Source organism: Acidisoma sp. C75, from assembly GCF_054665095.1.
Genome location: NZ_BAAFHD010000002.1, coordinates 368,198 through 383,871 on the forward strand (window position 1 = coordinate 368,198; position 15,674 = coordinate 383,871).

14 protein-coding genes are annotated in these 15,674 nt (G+C 67.1%); 2 read left to right on the forward strand and 12 right to left on the reverse strand.

What is annotated here, in order from left to right; translation table 11 throughout:
• Position 1: 1 nt before the first annotated feature.
• The 3 genes from ACYQ7X_RS03985 to ACYQ7X_RS03995 all read right to left on the reverse strand — a co-directional run bounded on the left by ACYQ7X_RS03985 (position 2) and on the right by ACYQ7X_RS03995 (position 4,273).
• Positions 2-1,747, reverse strand: a complete 1,746-nt coding sequence (locus ACYQ7X_RS03985; RefSeq protein WP_459695542.1) for a PHA/PHB synthase family protein — start codon at positions 1,745-1,747, stop codon at positions 2-4.
• Between the two features lie 115 nt (positions 1,748-1,862).
• Positions 1,863-3,290: a class II fumarate hydratase gene (fumC, locus tag ACYQ7X_RS03990; RefSeq protein WP_459695543.1), complete on the reverse strand. Its 1,428-nt coding sequence runs from the start codon at positions 3,288-3,290 to the stop codon at positions 1,863-1,865.
• A gap of 68 nt (positions 3,291-3,358) precedes the next feature.
• The gene (locus tag ACYQ7X_RS03995; RefSeq protein WP_459695544.1) at positions 3,359-4,273 is read right to left on the reverse strand and encodes an N-acetylmuramic acid 6-phosphate etherase; all 915 of its coding nucleotides are present in this window, start codon (positions 4,271-4,273) and stop codon (positions 3,359-3,361) included.
• A 147-nt stretch (positions 4,274-4,420) separates the two neighbouring features.
• On the opposite strand from ACYQ7X_RS03995, the gene zwf reads away from it, so the two are divergent.
• A complete protein-coding gene (gene zwf / locus ACYQ7X_RS04000) occupies positions 4,421-5,893 on the forward strand; it encodes a glucose-6-phosphate dehydrogenase (RefSeq protein WP_459695545.1) in 1,473 nt (490 codons plus the stop codon).
• A gap of 46 nt (positions 5,894-5,939) precedes the next feature.
• On the opposite strand, the gene ACYQ7X_RS04005 is transcribed toward zwf, so the two are convergent.
• The 3 genes from ACYQ7X_RS04005 to ACYQ7X_RS04015 all read right to left on the reverse strand — a co-directional run bounded on the left by ACYQ7X_RS04005 (position 5,940) and on the right by ACYQ7X_RS04015 (position 9,029).
• Positions 5,940-7,295 carry a metallophosphoesterase family protein gene (locus ACYQ7X_RS04005; RefSeq protein ID WP_459695546.1) on the reverse strand — a complete coding sequence of 452 codons (1,356 nt, stop codon included), beginning with the start codon at positions 7,293-7,295 and terminating at the stop codon, positions 5,940-5,942.
• A gap of 156 nt (positions 7,296-7,451) precedes the next feature.
• Positions 7,452-7,736: a hypothetical protein gene (locus tag ACYQ7X_RS04010; protein ID WP_459695547.1), complete on the reverse strand. Its 285-nt coding sequence runs from the start codon at positions 7,734-7,736 to the stop codon at positions 7,452-7,454.
• A gap of 72 nt (positions 7,737-7,808) precedes the next feature.
• Positions 7,809-9,029, reverse strand: a complete 1,221-nt coding sequence (locus ACYQ7X_RS04015; protein WP_459695548.1) for an NADP-dependent isocitrate dehydrogenase — start codon at positions 9,027-9,029, stop codon at positions 7,809-7,811.
• Between the two features lie 228 nt (positions 9,030-9,257).
• Between ACYQ7X_RS04015 and fdhA the strand changes: the two genes are divergently transcribed.
• The gene (gene fdhA / locus ACYQ7X_RS04020) at positions 9,258-10,448 is read left to right on the forward strand and encodes a formaldehyde dehydrogenase, glutathione-independent (RefSeq protein ID WP_459695549.1); all 1,191 of its coding nucleotides are present in this window, start codon (positions 9,258-9,260) and stop codon (positions 10,446-10,448) included.
• Positions 10,449-10,493: 45 nt separating this feature from the next.
• On the opposite strand, the gene ACYQ7X_RS04025 is transcribed toward fdhA, so the two are convergent.
• The 6 genes from ACYQ7X_RS04025 to miaB all read right to left on the reverse strand — a co-directional run bounded on the left by ACYQ7X_RS04025 (position 10,494) and on the right by miaB (position 15,543).
• Positions 10,494-10,748 carry an Lrp/AsnC ligand binding domain-containing protein gene (locus ACYQ7X_RS04025; RefSeq protein WP_459695550.1) on the reverse strand — a complete coding sequence of 85 codons (255 nt, stop codon included), beginning with the start codon at positions 10,746-10,748 and terminating at the stop codon, positions 10,494-10,496.
• The gene (locus ACYQ7X_RS04030; protein WP_459695551.1) at positions 10,745-11,677 is read right to left on the reverse strand and encodes a DMT family transporter; all 933 of its coding nucleotides are present in this window, start codon (positions 11,675-11,677) and stop codon (positions 10,745-10,747) included. Before ACYQ7X_RS04030 ends, ACYQ7X_RS04025 begins: the two co-directional genes overlap by 4 nt.
• A 51-nt stretch (positions 11,678-11,728) precedes the next feature.
• Positions 11,729-12,637 carry a hemolysin family protein gene (locus tag ACYQ7X_RS04035; protein WP_459695552.1) on the reverse strand — a complete coding sequence of 303 codons (909 nt, stop codon included), beginning with the start codon at positions 12,635-12,637 and terminating at the stop codon, positions 11,729-11,731.
• Entirely contained in the window at positions 12,634-13,014 is a 381-nt protein-coding gene (gene ybeY, locus ACYQ7X_RS04040) for an rRNA maturation RNase YbeY (RefSeq protein ID WP_459695553.1), read from the reverse strand. Before ybeY ends, ACYQ7X_RS04035 begins: the two co-directional genes overlap by 4 nt.
• 82 nt (positions 13,015-13,096) lie before the next feature.
• Positions 13,097-14,179: a PhoH family protein gene (locus ACYQ7X_RS04045; RefSeq protein ID WP_459695554.1), complete on the reverse strand. Its 1,083-nt coding sequence runs from the start codon at positions 14,177-14,179 to the stop codon at positions 13,097-13,099.
• Entirely contained in the window at positions 14,176-15,543 is a 1,368-nt protein-coding gene (miaB, locus tag ACYQ7X_RS04050; RefSeq protein WP_459695621.1) for a tRNA (N6-isopentenyl adenosine(37)-C2)-methylthiotransferase MiaB, read from the reverse strand. The genes ACYQ7X_RS04045 and miaB overlap by 4 nt, the downstream gene beginning before the upstream one ends.
• Positions 15,544-15,674: the final 131 nt, after the last annotated feature.

Genomic DNA, 15,674 nt, shown 5'->3' on the forward strand with positions numbered 1-15,674 from the left:
CTCACCCCTCTTCCAACACGTAACGCCCGGGTGCGGGGCCGAGGGTCGGCACGCCAGGCAGGCCCATCGCCGGCGGCGGCACGGGCGCGCCCGAATACCGCCTGAGCCAGCGCGCCCATTCCGGCCACCAGGAGCCGTCTCGCGGGCCATGCGCCGCCTGCCATTCCTCGGCGCCCAGCGTGCGGCCGCCATCAGCGCGCGTGTCGATACGGTAATGCCGATGTGGATGCCCCGGCTCGCTGACGATGCCGGCATTATGCCCGCCCGCCGTCAGCACGAAGGTGATCGCCCCGTCATTGAGGAAGTGCAGCTTATAGACTGATCGCCAGGGCGCGATGTGATCCTGCTCCGTGCCGACGAGGAAGATCGGCAGATGGATATCGTCGAGCGCGAGCGTCCGCCCGCCCGCGACGAAGCGGCCCTCCGCGAGATCATTGCCGAGGTAGAGCTTGCGCAGATAGTCGCTATGCATGCGCGCCGGCATCCGCGTGCCATCGGCATTCCAGGCCATGAGGTCGAAACGCGCTGGCCGCTCGCCCAGGAAATAGGCGCGGATGAGGCGCGACCAGATGAGATCGTTCGGTCGCAGCATCTGAAACGCGCCGCTCATCTGCCGGCTCGACAGATAGCCCTGGGTCTCCATGACATCTTCGAGGAAGTCGATCTGGTCTTCGGAAATGAAGAGCTGCAATTCGCCCGCTTCGCTGAAATCGGTCTGTGCTGCGAAAAGGCTGAGGCTCGCCAAGCGATCATCGCCGGCCGCTGTGGCTTGCGCGGCGGCGATCGTGGCGAGCGTGCCGCCGAGGCAGTAGCCGGTGAGGTGGATCTTCTGCCCGTCACAGATCGCGGAGACGGCATCCATCGCCGCCATGACGCCGCTCCGCCGATAATCTTCGAGGCTGGCATCCCGCATCTCCGGGCCCGGATTGCGCCAGGAGATCATGAAGACGGTATGGCCTTGGCTCACGAGATAGCCGACGAGCGAGTTATGCGGCGAGAGATCGAGGATATAGTATTTCATGATCCAGGCCGGCACGATGAGCACGGGCTCGGGCGCGACCTCGGGCGTCGTCGGCGCATATTGGATGAGTTCGATCAGATCGTTGCGGAAGACGACCTTGCCCGGCGTGGTTGCCAGATCCTGGCCGGGGCGGAGCCTGCTGTTCTCTTCGCCGGCCTTCCCGGCGAGATCCCGCAGGTAATTGGCATAGCCTTCGAGCAGGTTGAGGCCGCGGCGATCGCGCGTCGTCGCCAAAATCTCGGGATTGCTCCAGGGGAAGTTGGAGGGGGAAAGCATGTCCAGCCACTGCCGCATCGTGAAGCTGAGGACGCGGCGGTTATGCGCGGCGACGCCACCCGGCGCCATGATGAGCCCTTGCCACCATTCCTCGCCGAGCAGTACCGCCTGCACGAGTTCAGCGAAAGGCGATTGCGCCCAGGCTGCTGCAGCGAAGCGATGATCGTCCGGGCGGGGTGCCACGGGCTCCCCGGTGTGGGAGAGGATGCGGCCGAGGCGGCGCCATTGGTCGAAGGCGGCGCGCCACTGCTCGGCCATCGCGAAGGGGCGGTTGGCCGCCTGGAAGGCCCAATCCATGGCGGCTATCGGCAGGCTGGCAGGTGCCAGTCCTCCCGTATAGCGGCTTTCCAGCGCGTGCAGCCGGCGGTCCATCCGCTGGGCGATCGCCTGATGGTCGATCAGGGATGGCGGGGGAAGATCGGGCAGGTCAATTTCGGAGCCGTAGGGCATCGGGGGTCTCCTTCGCTTGCCGGAAGACCCGTTGTGCATCTGCGAAAACAGAAAGCCCCGCCTTGACCGAGATCAAGGCGGGGCACCCGTGCTGCTCAGGATGAGGGGTGGCGGGTTACTTCTTGGCGGCACTCGGCCCGAGCATGTCTTCGGGCTTCACCCAGGCGGCGAACTGCTCTTCCGTGAGGAAGCCGAGGGCGAGCGCCGATTCCTTGAGGCTGAGGTTCTCGCGATGCGCCTTGAGCGCGATCTGGGCCGATTTCTCGTAGCCGATATGGCGGTTGAGCGCGGTCACCAGCATCAGCGAGCTTTCGAGATTGTGCTTGAGCTTCTCGTAATTCGGCTCGATACCGCGCGCGCAATGCTCCTCGAAGGCCAGCATGCTCTCGGCCATGATGGTCGCGGATTCGAGCAGGTTATGCAGCATCACCGGCTTGTACACGTTGAGCTGAAAATTCCCCTGGCTCGCGGCGAAGGCGACGGCGGCATCATTGCCATAGACCTGCACGGCCACCATCGTCATTGATTCGCACTGCGTCGGATTGATCTTGCCCGGCATGATGGAGGAGCCGGGCTCGTTCTCGGGGATATGGATTTCGTTGAAGCCGGCGCGCGGGCCGCAGGCGTGCCAGCGCACATCATTCGCGATCTTCATCAGCGCGCCGGCCAGCGTGCGGAGCGTGCCGCTCGCATGCGCGATCGCATCATGCGCCGAGAGGGCCGCGAACTTGTTGGGCGCCGAGACGAAGGGGTGGCCGGTTTCCTTGGCGATATGGCGCGCCGCCGTTTCGCCGAATTGCGGATGGGCGTTGAGCCCGGTGCCGACCGCGGTGCCGCCGATCGCGAGTTCGTAGAGCCAGGGCAGGCTTTCGCGGATGGCGCGCGCCGCCTCGTCGAGCTGGGCGACCCAGCCGCCGATCGCCTGGCCGAGGGTGATCGGCGTCGCGTCCTGCAAGTGCGTCCGCCCGATCATGATGACATGGGCGAAGGCTTCCGCCTTCGCGTGCAGCGTATCGCGCAGAACCGTGATGGCGGGCAGCAGCTTGCCGGCGATGACCTCGACGGCCGCGATATACATCGCCGTCGGGAAGGTGTCGTTGGAGGACTGGCCGCGATTGACATCGTCGTTCGGGTTGACCGGCTTCTTCGAGCCGAGCACCCCGCCCGCGATCTGGATGGCGCGGTTGGCGATCACCTCATTCGCATTCATGTTGCTCTGGGTGCCGGAGCCGGTCTGGAAGACGACAAGCGGGAACTCGTCATCCCAGCGGCCGTCGATCACCTCCTGCGCCGCCTGCACGATGAGATCGACCTTGTCCTTGGGCAATTCGCCGAGTTCGGCATTGGCGAGGGCTGCCGCCTTCTTGAGGATGCCGAGCGCGCGGATGACCGGCCGCTGCCAGCGGAAGGTCTGCCGGCCGATCGGGAAGTTATGGATCGAGCGTTCCGTCTGCGCGCCCCACAGGCGGTTCGCGGGCACGGGCACATCGCCCAGCGCGTCATGCTCGATGCGCATATCGGCGGCCGTCATGCTGTCGGTCATCCTCGGCTCCTTGCTTTGCACGTCATTCCGGTCATGGCCGCCCATGCGGCCGGGCAGGTTTCCCGCAGCTATAGCGGCTTTTCGCGCGTCTCGGCCAAGGCCCGGCGGAGATTTCCGTCATGGCGGGAAAGCAGGGCAGAGGCGCTTTCGGCGCTCTGCCCGGTCAGGCAGATCACCACCGCGGTCTTGATCACCCCGCCCGCCGCGGCCAGCGCCGCCTCGGCCGCCGCCATCTCGCAGCCGCCGAGATCGGCCACCATGCGGATGGCGCGGCGGGTGAGCTTCTGGTTGGTCGGGCGCATCTCCACCATCCGCCCGGCATGGATGCGGCCGAGGCGGATCATGATGAGGGTGGAGAGCAGCGTCAGCGCCGCCTTCTGCGCGGTGCCGGCCTTCATCCGGGTGGAGCCGGCGATCGCCTCCGCCCCTGTCTCGATGAGGATCGGATAGGCCGCTTCGGCCAGCAGCGGCGCGCCCGGGCTATTGGCGAGGCCGATGGTGCAGCTGCCGGCGGCTTGCGCCGCGCGGATCGCGGAGCGGGTGAACGGCGTGCCGCCGCTGGCGGCGAGGCCGATGAGCACATCCGCCGGCGCGGGGGCGAGGGCCATGAGCGCCGCCTCGGCCGCCGCGGCGTCATCCTCCGCCCCCTCGGCGGCGTGCGTCAGGCTCGCCGTGCCGCCCGCCAGCAGCAGGGCGACGCGCTCGGCCGGCCAGTCGAAGGTCGGCGGGAGTTCGGCGGCATCGAGGGCGGCGAGCCGGCCGGAGGTGCCGGCGCCGCAATAGATCAGCCGGCCGAGCCCTGGCCGCAGCCGCTCGGCCGCCGCCTCCGCCGCCCGCGCCATCGCCGGCAGCGCGGGCTTGAGCGCCGCGATCGCCGCCATCTGCCCTTCCCAGAGCGCCTCGAGCGCGGTTTCGCTCTCCCAGCCGTCGAGGGCTTCGAAGCGCGGGCTGACGGCTTCCGTCGTCGGGGGCGGATTTTCCATGCCGCGTCGTTGACGCCAGGCGGTCTCGCCCGTCAAGAAGGAGCGGAGCGTTTCGCCCCTGTCGCTCGGGCGAACAAATGATCCAAATTTGGTCAATCCTGCGCAGTCGCGTAAACTCACCCCTCGCCCGAAGAGGAGCCCTTCTGCATGGTCGCACGCATCATTGCCGTCGATCCGTTTGATTTCGTCATCTTTGGCGGTTCCGGGGATCTCTCGCGCCGCAAGCTCCTGCCCGCCCTCTATCAGCGGGATCGTGCCGGCCAGCTGCCGCCCGAGGCGCGCATCATCGGCACGTCCCGCCGCAAGACGACGGATGAGGAATTCCGCGCCGTCGCGCGCGAGGCGATCGAGAGCTTCGTGCCCAAGGCGGATATCGAGGAAGAGGTCCTCGCCCGCTTCATCGAGCGCGTGGGCTATGTCTCGATGGATGCCACCGGCTCGGATGGCTGGGATGATCTCGCCCGCCGGCTGAATGAGCAGCCCGACCGTATCCGCGTCTTCTACCTCTCGACCGCGCCCGACATTTTCGGCCCGATCTGCGCGCAGATCGCCGCCCATAAGCTGATCACCGAACATAGCCGCGTGGTGATCGAGAAGCCGCTCGGCCATGATCTCGAATCCGCCCAGGCGCTGAACGCGGCCGTGGGCAAGATCTTCCCGGAATCGAGCGTCTATCGCATCGATCATTACCTCGGCAAGGAGACGGTGCAGAACCTCATGGCGCTGCGCTTCGCCAATTCACTGTTCGAGCCGGTGTGGAACGCCCAGCACATCGATCATGTGCAGATCACCGTCGCCGAGGAGGTCGGGCTCGAAAACCGGGCCGGCTACTACGATACCGCGGGCGCCATGCGGGATATGATCCAGAACCATATCCTCCAGCTGCTCTGCCTCACCGCGATGGAGGTGCCGACCTCGCTCGACGCCGACCGGGTGCGGGACGAGAAGCTCAAAGTGCTGAACTCGCTGCAGATGATGACGCCGGCTCAGGTGGCGCAGCGGACGGTGCGCGGCCAATATACCGCCGGCGCCTCCGTCAAGGGCCCGGTGCGCGGCTATCTGGAGGAGCTTGGCGAGCCGCAGAGCATGACGGAAACGTTCGTCGCCATCAAAGCCGAGGTCGGCAATTGGCGCTGGGCGGGCGTGCCCTTCTACTTGCGCACCGGCAAGCGCCTGCCCTCCCGCGTGTCGGAGATCGTCGTGCAGTTCCGCCCCATTCCGCATTCGGTGTTCGAGGAGACGGCGGGGCAGTTGCAGGCCAATCGCCTCGTCATCCGCGTGCAGCCGGATGAAGGCGTCAAGCTCTGGCTGATGATCAAGGATCCGGGCCCGGGCGGCATGCGGCTGCAATACGTCCCGCTCGACATGACCTTCGCCAAGGCCTTCTCGGTGCGCAACCCGGATGCCTATGAGCGGCTCATCCTCGATGTGGTGCGCGGCAACCAGACGCTCTTCATGCGGGGTGACGAGGTAGAGGCCGCCTGGCGCTGGGTCGATCCGATCATGGATGCCTGGATGTCCTCCGGCGAATTCCCGAAGCCCTATCGCGCCGGCACCTGGGGGCCTTCCGCCTCCGTCGCCCTGCTGGAGCGTGACGGCCGCACCTGGCACGAAGAATAGTCTGCGTTTTCCCGCGCGCCGGAACCGGGCGCGCGGGGCCTCGCGGTCAGCTGCTCGCATCCGGCCCGATCAGCGCCGAGATCTGCCGGCTGGCGAGATCGACGATGACCATGTCATCCGGGGTCTTGGCCGTGTCCCCGTCGCTCGCCGGGTGGTATTCGATGCGCAGCTGCTGGGCGGTCGCGACGATGCGCAAATATCCGTAGTCCTGATCGTCATAGCTTTCGAAGACGACCGGATCGTCCCCCGCGGCCGCTGGGGCGAGCGTCATCGGCACACGCAGCGGCGGCTGGCCCTTGCGCACCAGCTTGGCGATGCCGTGCCCGCCATTGCCGGCGATGATATAGGGGATCTGGGTCGCGCCCCGGTGGCGGGTGAAGCGCTGGTAGTTATGTGCATGCGCCGAGAGCACGGCATGCGGCCAGAGCCCGACCTCTTCGCAGATCGCATCCACCTCCTCGCGCAGCTTGATGCTCCAGCCATGCTTGGCGCCCGCCGTATAGGCGGGGTGATGGTGGGCGAGGATGAGTGCGCCTTCGAACTTCTCCTCCTTGGCGCGTTGCAACGCGGCCTTGAGATAGGCGAGCTGGCTATCGCCGATATCAGGCCAGGTGCCGTTCTCCGAGGAGATGACGCCCGGATCTTCCAGCGTGTTCGAATAGAGCAGCAGGAAGCGGAGGAAGGGCGCCTCGAAGGTGAAGAAGACGCCCGGCTGGATCTGGGCGGTGCGGTTGAGGCCGCCGGCCTCCGCCGTCACATGGAAGCTCTCGGCGCAGAAGTTTTCGAGGAAGGCGGTCAGCGTCGTCGCCCCGGAGTTGGGCGCGACCATCCCATCGTGATTGCCGGCGATCGCCAGGATCGGCGCGGGATAGGCCCGGTAGGGGTCGTAGAACTGATCGTAATAGTATGTCGCCTCGCCGAAATTATAGACGACGTCGCCGAGGTGGAGGAAGAAGATCGGGCGGTCCCGCGGGTCGGCATCGTCGAAATCGCTCAGCATCTTGTCGGCGACCTCGTTCTGCGGGTCGGGGCCGCGGGTATTGCCGGTATCGCCCACCGCATGAAAAACGATCTGCCGGGCGGCGAGGATCTTCTGCTCCGCGGCAGCACCCCCGGGGCCCAGAACTTCGGCGAGGGTCAGCCGCGGCTCCGTACCGCCGCGCGGGGCGGGAAAGGGCAGCGGCGTGATGAGGTGTTCGCGGTTGAGCGTGTCGATCGTGCGGTAGATCGCGCTATCCGTCGGGTGATAGACCGCGAATTGCGTGGGATCGGGCCCAGGCTCGGGCTGGGCGAAGCTCGGCGCGGGCTGCGGGCCGGTCTGTTGACCAGTCGTCTGCTGGCCAGCGGCCTTGCCTGGCTGCGGGCTATGCGCCTGCTTGGGGCGGTGCGGCTTGCGGGACATCATCCTCTCCTCTGCACGCGGTCAGGCCCGGATCATGGCCGCGGCCAGGACCCCGCGCGATGACCGTTCGATGACGCAGCGTGCGCCGAGGCGGGGCGCGAGAGCGGCCGCGGGCCGAGAGCTGCGGGGTCGAGACCGGCGGGCCGGGGATAAGGCCTAGCCCTTGCCGAGGCGGCGGCGATTGGCCGCGACCTTGCGAGCGTAAAGCTTCGTCACCGCCTTGCTGCCCTTCTCTGGCGCACCGGCGAGCATCGAGCGCGCCATGATCGCCTGCGCCTGCAGCGCGGTCGCGATCTTTTCCGAGACCATGAGGTTCGATTCCGCCTTGGCCGGCTTGCCGCCACGGGCGATCTTGGCGAGGCGCAGCGCCACCACCTGCGGCACGTTCCAGGCGAGGCTGAGGCCGGCAAGGCCAGCCGAAGAGCGGGTGCGGCGCGTCATGCAAGCGAACTCCCGCAGGCGGAAGGCCTGCGGGAGAGAGATGAGGCGCCGTAGCGCGATTACGAGGGCGGGTTACGCCTTCGCCATCGCAAGTTTGAGGTTGTCGTCGATCTTCGAGAGGAAATCCTGGGTTGTCAGGAAAGGCTGGTCCTTGGCGATGAGCACGGCCAGATCCTTCGTCATGTGGCCGGATTCCACCGTCTCCACACAGACGCGCTCCAGCGTCTCGGCGAAGGCTGTGACATCGGGCGTATTGTCGAAGCGGCCGCGATAGATCAGCCCGCGCGTCCAGGCGAAGATGCTGGCGATCGGGTTGGTGCTGGTCGGCCGGCCCTTCTGATGCTCGCGGTAATGGCGCGTCACGGTGCCGTGCGCCGCCTCGCTTTCGACGATCGTGCCCGTGGGATTGAGCAGCACCGAGGTCATCAGCCCGAGCGAGCCGAAGCCCTGCGCCACGATATCGCTTTCCACATCGCCATCGTAGTTCTTGCAGGCCCAGACATAGCCGCCTTCCCACTTCAGCGCGGAGGCGACCATATCGTCGATCAGCCGGTGCCCGTAGGTGATGCCGAGCTTGTCGAACTCGGCCTTGAACTCGGCGTCGAAGATCTCCTGGAACACGTCCTTGAACATGCCGTCATAGGCTTTCAGGATCGTATTCTTGGTCGAGAGATAGACCGGGTATTTGCGGGCGAGGCCGTAGTTGAAGCTCGCGCGGGCGAAGCCCTGGATGGAGGCGAGGGTGTTGTGGATGCCGAGTGCGACGCCCGGGCCCTTGAAATCGTGCACTTCCAGCTCCATCGGCGCCGAGCCATCAGCCGGCACGTAATTGAGCGTGACGCGGCCGGGGCCGGGGATCTTGGTCTCCGCCGCGCGATAGATATCGCCGTAAGCGTGGCGGCCGATGACGATCGGCTCGTTCCAATGCGGCACCAGGCGGGGGACGTTGCTGCAGATGATCGGCTCGCGGAAGATCGTGCCGTCCAGGATGTTGCGGATGGTGCCGTTCGGGCTCCGCCACATCTTCTTGAGGCCGAATTCGGCGACCCGCGCCTCATCGGGCGTGATCGTCGCGCATTTCACGCCGACGCCGTATTGCCGGATGGCGTGGGCGGCATCGACCGTCACCTGATCGTCGGTCTGGTCCCGGTATTCGATGCCGAGGTCATAATATTTGAGGTCGATATCGAGGTAGGGGAGGATGAGCTTCTCCTTGATGAAGCCCCAGATGATCCGGGTCATCTCATCGCCGTCCAATTCCACGACGGGGGTCTTCACCGGAATTTTGGCCATCTTATCCTCGCGCGATATGTGGAAAGGTGGGGGCAAACTCGCACCAAGCGCCGGGCGCGGCAACCCTTGGCGGCAAAATCTGGCAGGTATCTGCTGCACGCCTGTCGCATCCGTGCAGCCCGGGGGCATTGAAGCCAAGCGCCGAAAGCGCGACCTTGGGGGCAGGCGATCCCGCCGGGCAACCCGCCCGGGCGAGAAGATCGGCCCCAGTCGGGAGAGAGCAAGCTCATGAGCGGAAATCGCGGCGTCGTCTATCTCGGGCCCAAGCATGTCGAGGTGCAGGACATTCCAGACCCCAAGCTCCAATCTCCGGACGGCCGGAAGATCGAGCATGCGGCCATCCTCAAGATCGTGGCGACCAATATCTGCGGCTCCGACCAGCACATGGTGCGTGGCCGCACCACCGCGCCGGCGGGCCTCGTGCTCGGCCATGAAATCACCGGCGAGATCGTGGAGACCGGCATCGATGTCGAGATGCTCAAGAAGGGCGATCTCGTCTCGGTGCCCTTCAACGTCGCCTGCGGGCGCTGCCGCTGCTGCCGGGCCGGCGATACCGGCGTTTGCCTGACGGTGAACGACGCGCGGCCGGGTGGGGCTTATGGCTATGTCGATATGGGCGGCTGGATCGGCGGGCAGGCGCGCTACGTCATGGTGCCCTATGCCGATTTCAACCTGCTCAAGTTTCCGGACAAGGCCCAGGCGATGGCCAAGATCCGCGATCTGACGATGCTGACGGATATTTTCCCGACCGGGTTCCACGGTGCCGTCAACGCCAAGGTCGGCGTGGGGTCCACCGTCTATGTCGCGGGCGCCGGCCCCGTCGGCATGGCCGCCGCCGCCTCCGCCCGGCTGCTCGGTGCGGCCGTGACCATGGTGGGCGATTTCAATGCCGAGCGGCTGGCCCATGCCGAGCGCATGGGCTTCGTGCCGATCAACCTCGCCAAGCATGATCGCCTGGGCGAGATGATTGCCGAGGTGGTCGGCGTGCCGGAGGTCGATGCCGCGATCGATGCGGTGGGCTTCGAGGCGCGGGGACACGCCGGCGGCGAGCAGCCGGCGGTGGTGCTGAACCAGATGATGGAGATCACCCGCGTTGCCGGCAATATCGGCATTCCCGGCCTTTACGTGACGGATGATCCCGGCGCGGTGGATGAGGCGGCGAAGGTCGGCAGCCTCTCTTTGCGCTTCGGCAAGGGCTGGTCGAAGGCGCATTCGCTCCATACCGGGCAGACGCCGGTGATCCGCTACAACCGGATGCTGATGCAGGCGATCCTGTATGACCGCGTGAAGATCGCCGAGATCGTCAACGCGACGGTGATCGGCCTCGAAGACGCGCCGCAGGGCTACGAGGCCTTCGATGCCGGGGCGGCGAAGAAATTCGTGATCGATCCGCATGGCATGATCGCCAAGGCGGCCTGACGAGGCGGCTATCAGCCCCTGGGGTTTGCGCCCCGGGGGCAGTTTTCACGCCGGGCCGGGGGTAAACGCGTCGAACACCATGATGGTGTAGGTATCGCGGATGCCCGCCACCTGATGCAGCCGCTCGTTGACGAAGACGCCGATATCCTCCTCGTCCTCCAGCCGGAACTGGGCGAGGATGTCCCACTGGCCGGAGGTCGAGAAGATCTGCTGGGCGTTCTCGAAAGCATCCGCAAGCTCCGCCGCCACCTGATAGGCGCGGCCGAGCTCGCATTTGATCTGCACGAAAAAGGTCTTCATGGGCGCGTCCTCACCTTGGCCGTACGACGACTCCTCCCAAGCTTGAGCTGCGAGAGCAAGCCCCCGGCGGCGATCATCACCGCGCCGGTCAGCGCCAGCAGGCCCGGCACATGGCCGAACATGGTGAGGTCGAGCAGCATGGCCCAGACCATGCCGCCATACTGCCAGGGGGCGAGCTGCGAGATCTGCCCCATGCGGATCGCGGCGGCGATGCTGAACAGGCCGCCGGTCTGCGCGATGGTGGCGAGCAGGATGAGGGTGAAGGCGGAAGCCGGCACCGGCCGCCAGATAAAGGGCATGAAGCCGCCGAGCAGGATGAGGCCGAGTAGCGCGCCCTGCGCCACCACATCCGTCGTTGTCACCGAATCCCGCGCATGGCGGATGAGCAATTGCTGCGCGGCGTAGAGCACGGCCGAGCCGAGGGCGGCGGCAACACCGATCATCTGGCCTCTCTCCTGCCCCGGCGTGCCGGCGCCCGGGTGCAGAACCACGAGCACGCCGGCGAAGCCGAGCCCGACCGCCACCCAGCGGAGCGGCGGCACCTTTTCGCGCAGCAGCAGGGCGGCGAGGATCGTCACCAGCAGCGGCGTCGTGAAGCTGAAGGCGGTCGCCGTCGTCACCGCGAGATGGGCATAGCCGATCATGGCGAGCACCGCCGAGAGCACGAGGGCGGTGGCCGCCAGCCGCTGCACCCGCGCCTGCGGCGGCGCGAGCAGGCGGGCGAGCGAAAGCGGCCGGCGGCCGAAGAGCGACATCAGCGCAAAGCCCGCGCAGACCAGCAGCGAGCGCAGGACGAAAAGCTGCATGGCATCAAAATGCCAGACGGCGATGATCCGCTTCGTCAGCGCATAGCCGAGCGAATAGCAAAGCGACGAGAGCAGTACCATGGCGATGGCAAGCCCGGGCCCAGGGCGCAAAAAGGCTGCCATCTTCCTCAGGCGCGGATGCGCCTCGGTCCCGTTCAGGCGCATCTGCGAAGTTTACGCCGCTGCCGCGGCGCCTTCCGTCTCGTTCTTGGTGAGGGGCGGCCGTACCCGCACCTTATGGATGTGGCGGGCATCGGCGTCCAGCACCTGGAACTCGGCGCCCGAGGCAGGGTGGAGGATGATCTCGTTCATGGCTGGCACCCGCCCCGCCAGGGTGAAGATCAGCCCGCCCACGGTATCGATCGAGGAGGCCCGCTCCTCGGGCGTGAGCACCGGGCCGACGCGCTCCTCGAAATCCTCGATCGGCAGCCGGGCGGCGATATCGAGCGTGCCGTCTGCCCGCTCGGTCATCAAGGGCGCCTCTACATCGTCATGCTCGTCGTCGATATCGCCGACGATGGTTTCCACCAGATCCTCGATGGTGATGAGGCCATCGACGCCGCCATATTCGTCGATCACCAGCGCCATATGGATGCGCGCCTGGCGCATCTGCACCAGCAGATCCAGCACCGGCGCTTGCGGGGCGACCATCAGCGGCCGGCGCAGCAGTTTTTCGAGCGAGAACTCCTCCGCCCGGCCGATATAGGCGAAGACATCCTTGATGTGGACCATGCCGATGATGTCATCGAGTTCCTGCCGATAGATCGGCAGGCGGGAATGCTGTTCCTCGCGCAGGCGCTGCAAGGTCTCGTCGAGGGTGAGATCGGCGCGGAGCGCCACGATATCGGTGCGCGGCACCATCACGTCATTGGCGATCGTGCCGCGCAGTTGCAGGATATTGGCGATCAGCGCCCGCTCCTGCCGGTCCAGCTCAGGCAGTTCCTCGGCGGGCGTGTGGGTCGCCGTCGTCGTTCCAGCCTCTTCCACGAGTTCGGCGATCGACTGGCGGAGCGTCTGCTCATTGCCGCGGCGGCCGAGGATCGAGAGGATGCGGGAGAAGAAAGACCCGTCGGACTGGCTCATCGCGCCGCCCTCCAGGGATTGGCGACGCCGAGGCGGGCGAGGATGCGGCTTTCCGCCATCTCCATGCGCCGGGCCTCGCCCGGATGGTGGTGATCCTCGCCCTGCAGATGCAGCATGCCATGCACCAGCAGATGGGCGAGATGGGCCGCGATGCTCTTGCCTTCGGCGGCCGCTTCCCGCCGCAGCACGCCGAGCGCCAGCACCAGCTCGCCGCCGAGGCCCTCGGCCACCGGCTCGAAGGTCAGGACATTGGTGGGCTTGTTGCGGCCGCGATGGCGCGCATTCAGCCGCTGCACAGCCCGGTCTCCGGTCAGGACGATCGTATCGACCAGGATATCCGGGGCGGCGGACTGGGCCGCCCGGACAGCGCGCTGCACGCGCTCTTCGAGGCGGGGGACGAACCGCCGCCAGCGCCGGTCCTCGATGATGAGGTCAGGCGCAGGCGGGGGTTCCGTGGTACTACTTCGGGGTTCCAAGGTCACTCTCACGTGGCCGGTGGCGCCGCGCATCCCGCGCGTGGTCCCGCTCAGCCGTTGCTCGCTGGTCATAAGCCTCGACGATGCGCGCGACCAGCGGATGGCGCACAACGTCCTGTTGCCCGAAGCGGGTGACGCCGATGCCCTGCACGCCCTCGACGGTCGCCAGCGCATCGACGAGGCCGGAGCTGATGCCGGGCGGCAGGTCCACCTGGCTCGGGTCGCCGGTGATCACCATCCGGGTGCCCTCGCCCATGCGGGTGAGGAACATCTTCATCTGCATCGGCGTGGTGTTCTGCGCCTCGTCCAGAATGGCGAAGGCATGGGCGAGGGTGCGCCCGCGCATGAAGGCGAGCGGCGCCACCTCGATCTCGCCGGCGGCCATCCGCCGCAGCACCTGATCGCCGGGCATCATGTCGTGCAGCGCATCATAGAGCGGGCGGAGATAGGGATCGACCTTCTCCTTCATGTCCCCCGGCAGGAAGCCGAGCCTCTCCCCCGCTTCCACCGCCGGGCGGGAGAGGATGATGCGATCGACCTGGCCGGTCTGCAGCATGCCGACGGCTTGCGCCACGGCGAGATAGGTCTTGCCGGTGCCGGCGGGGCCGACGCCGAAGACCATCTCGTTCCGCGCCAGCATCTCCATATAGCCAGCCTGGGCCGGGCTGCGCGGCTCGATCACGCCCTTGCGGGTGCGGATGGCGGGAAGATCGGCGAGTGGCAGGCGCGGCTCCGCCTGGCGGCTGTTGAGTTTGATCGCGGCATCGATATCGCTCGCCGAGAGGCGATGGCCGCGTTCCAGCCGGCCGTAAAGCCGGTTCAGCGTCGCTTGCGCGGTTTCGATCCCCTCGGCGTCGCCGGTGATAGCGATGCGGTTGCCCCGGCAGGCGAGACGCACGCCGAGCGCCTGTTCCAGCCGGATGAGATGCCGGTCATGATCGCCCAGCAACTGCGATAACAAGTGGTTATTCCCAAACTGCAAGGTCACCCCGCGGGCGGTGGCGGCAGGCGCCGCATCCGCGGCCCGGGGGGTGTTCGACCGTTCGGCAGCCGAGATCTGGGTCAAGCGCTGGCTCGCTCCTCTTCAAGAACCTGGTTAAGGCCATGCGTGCGGCCGAGGCTGGCCGAAAGTGAATTCAGGGAATGCCCCTGGACCCGGACAGTCACCACCTGCCCGGCAAGGCTTACCGGCCCATCCATATGGACGGCCTGGAGATAGGGCGAGCGGCCGGCGATCTGCCCGGGATGCCGCCCCGGCCCGGTCACGAGCACCGGCAGATCGCGCCCGACGCAGCGGGCATTGAAGCCTTCCTGCTGCTCGCGCAGCAGCGCCTGCAAGGTGGCGAGCCGCCGGTCCTTCTCGGCTTCCGCAACCGCGCCGGGGCTGCCGGCTGCCGGCGTGCCGGGGCGCGGCGAATACTTGAAACTATAGGCGAGCGCGAAACCGATCTCGCGGATGAGGCCGAGCGTCGCCGCGAAATCCGCCTCGCTCTCCCCGGGATGGCCGACGATGAAATCAGACGAAAGGGCGAGATCGGGCCGCGCCGCGCGCAACCGCTCGATCAGCCGGCGATAGTCGTCCGCGGTATGGCGGCGGTTCATCGCGGCGAGGATGCGGTCCGAGCCCGATTGCACCGGCAGGTGCAGGAAGGGCATGAGGGCCGGCACCTCGGCATGCGCCGCGATGAGATCCTCGCCCATGTCGCGCGGATGCGAGGTCGTGTAGCGGATGCGGGCGAGGCCATCGAGCTCCGCGAGCGCGCGGATGAGCCGGCCGAGGCCCCAATCCCGCCCGTCCGGCCCTTCGCCATGATAGGCGTTCACGTTCTGGCCGAGCAGGGTGATCTCACGCGCCCCCCGGGCGATGAGCCGCCGCGCCTCCTCGATGACCGAGCGCGCCGGGCGGCTCGCTTCCGCGCCGCGCGTATAGGGGACGACGCAGAAGGAGCAGAACTTGTCGCAGCCCTCCTGCACGGTGAGGAAGGCAGTGACCGCGCGCTCCTCGCCCGCCGCCTGTTCGGGCAGGAAATCGAACTTCTGCTCGACCGGAAAATCCGTCTCGATCACCGGCCCCGCGGCGCGATGGGCGCGGGCCACCATCTCGGGCAGGCGATGGTAGGTCTGCGGCCCGAGCACGATATCCACATAAGGCGCGCGTTCGGTGATGAAGGCGCCTTCGGCCTGGGCGACGCAGCCGGCGACGGCGAGGATGGTGCGGCGCCCCTCGGCGGCGCGGGCCTCCTTCACCAGCCGCAGGCGGCCGAGTTCGGAGAACACCTTCTCGGTCGCGCGTTCGCGGATATGGCAGGTATTGAGGATCACCATGTCGGCCGCGGCGGGATCCTCCGTCGGGCCATAGCCCAAGGGCGCCAGCACATCCGCCATTCTGCCGCTGTCGTACACATTCATCTGGCAACCCCAGGTGATCATGTGGAGGCGGCGGAGCGGGCGGGCAAGATCCTGGCCGCCATTCGCCGCGCGATCGGTAGGGTGCGGCAGGCTCGGGGCGGCGTCACTCGGCACGGAGAGCGTCTCGGTGCGGAGATCGGGGAGGCTCATGG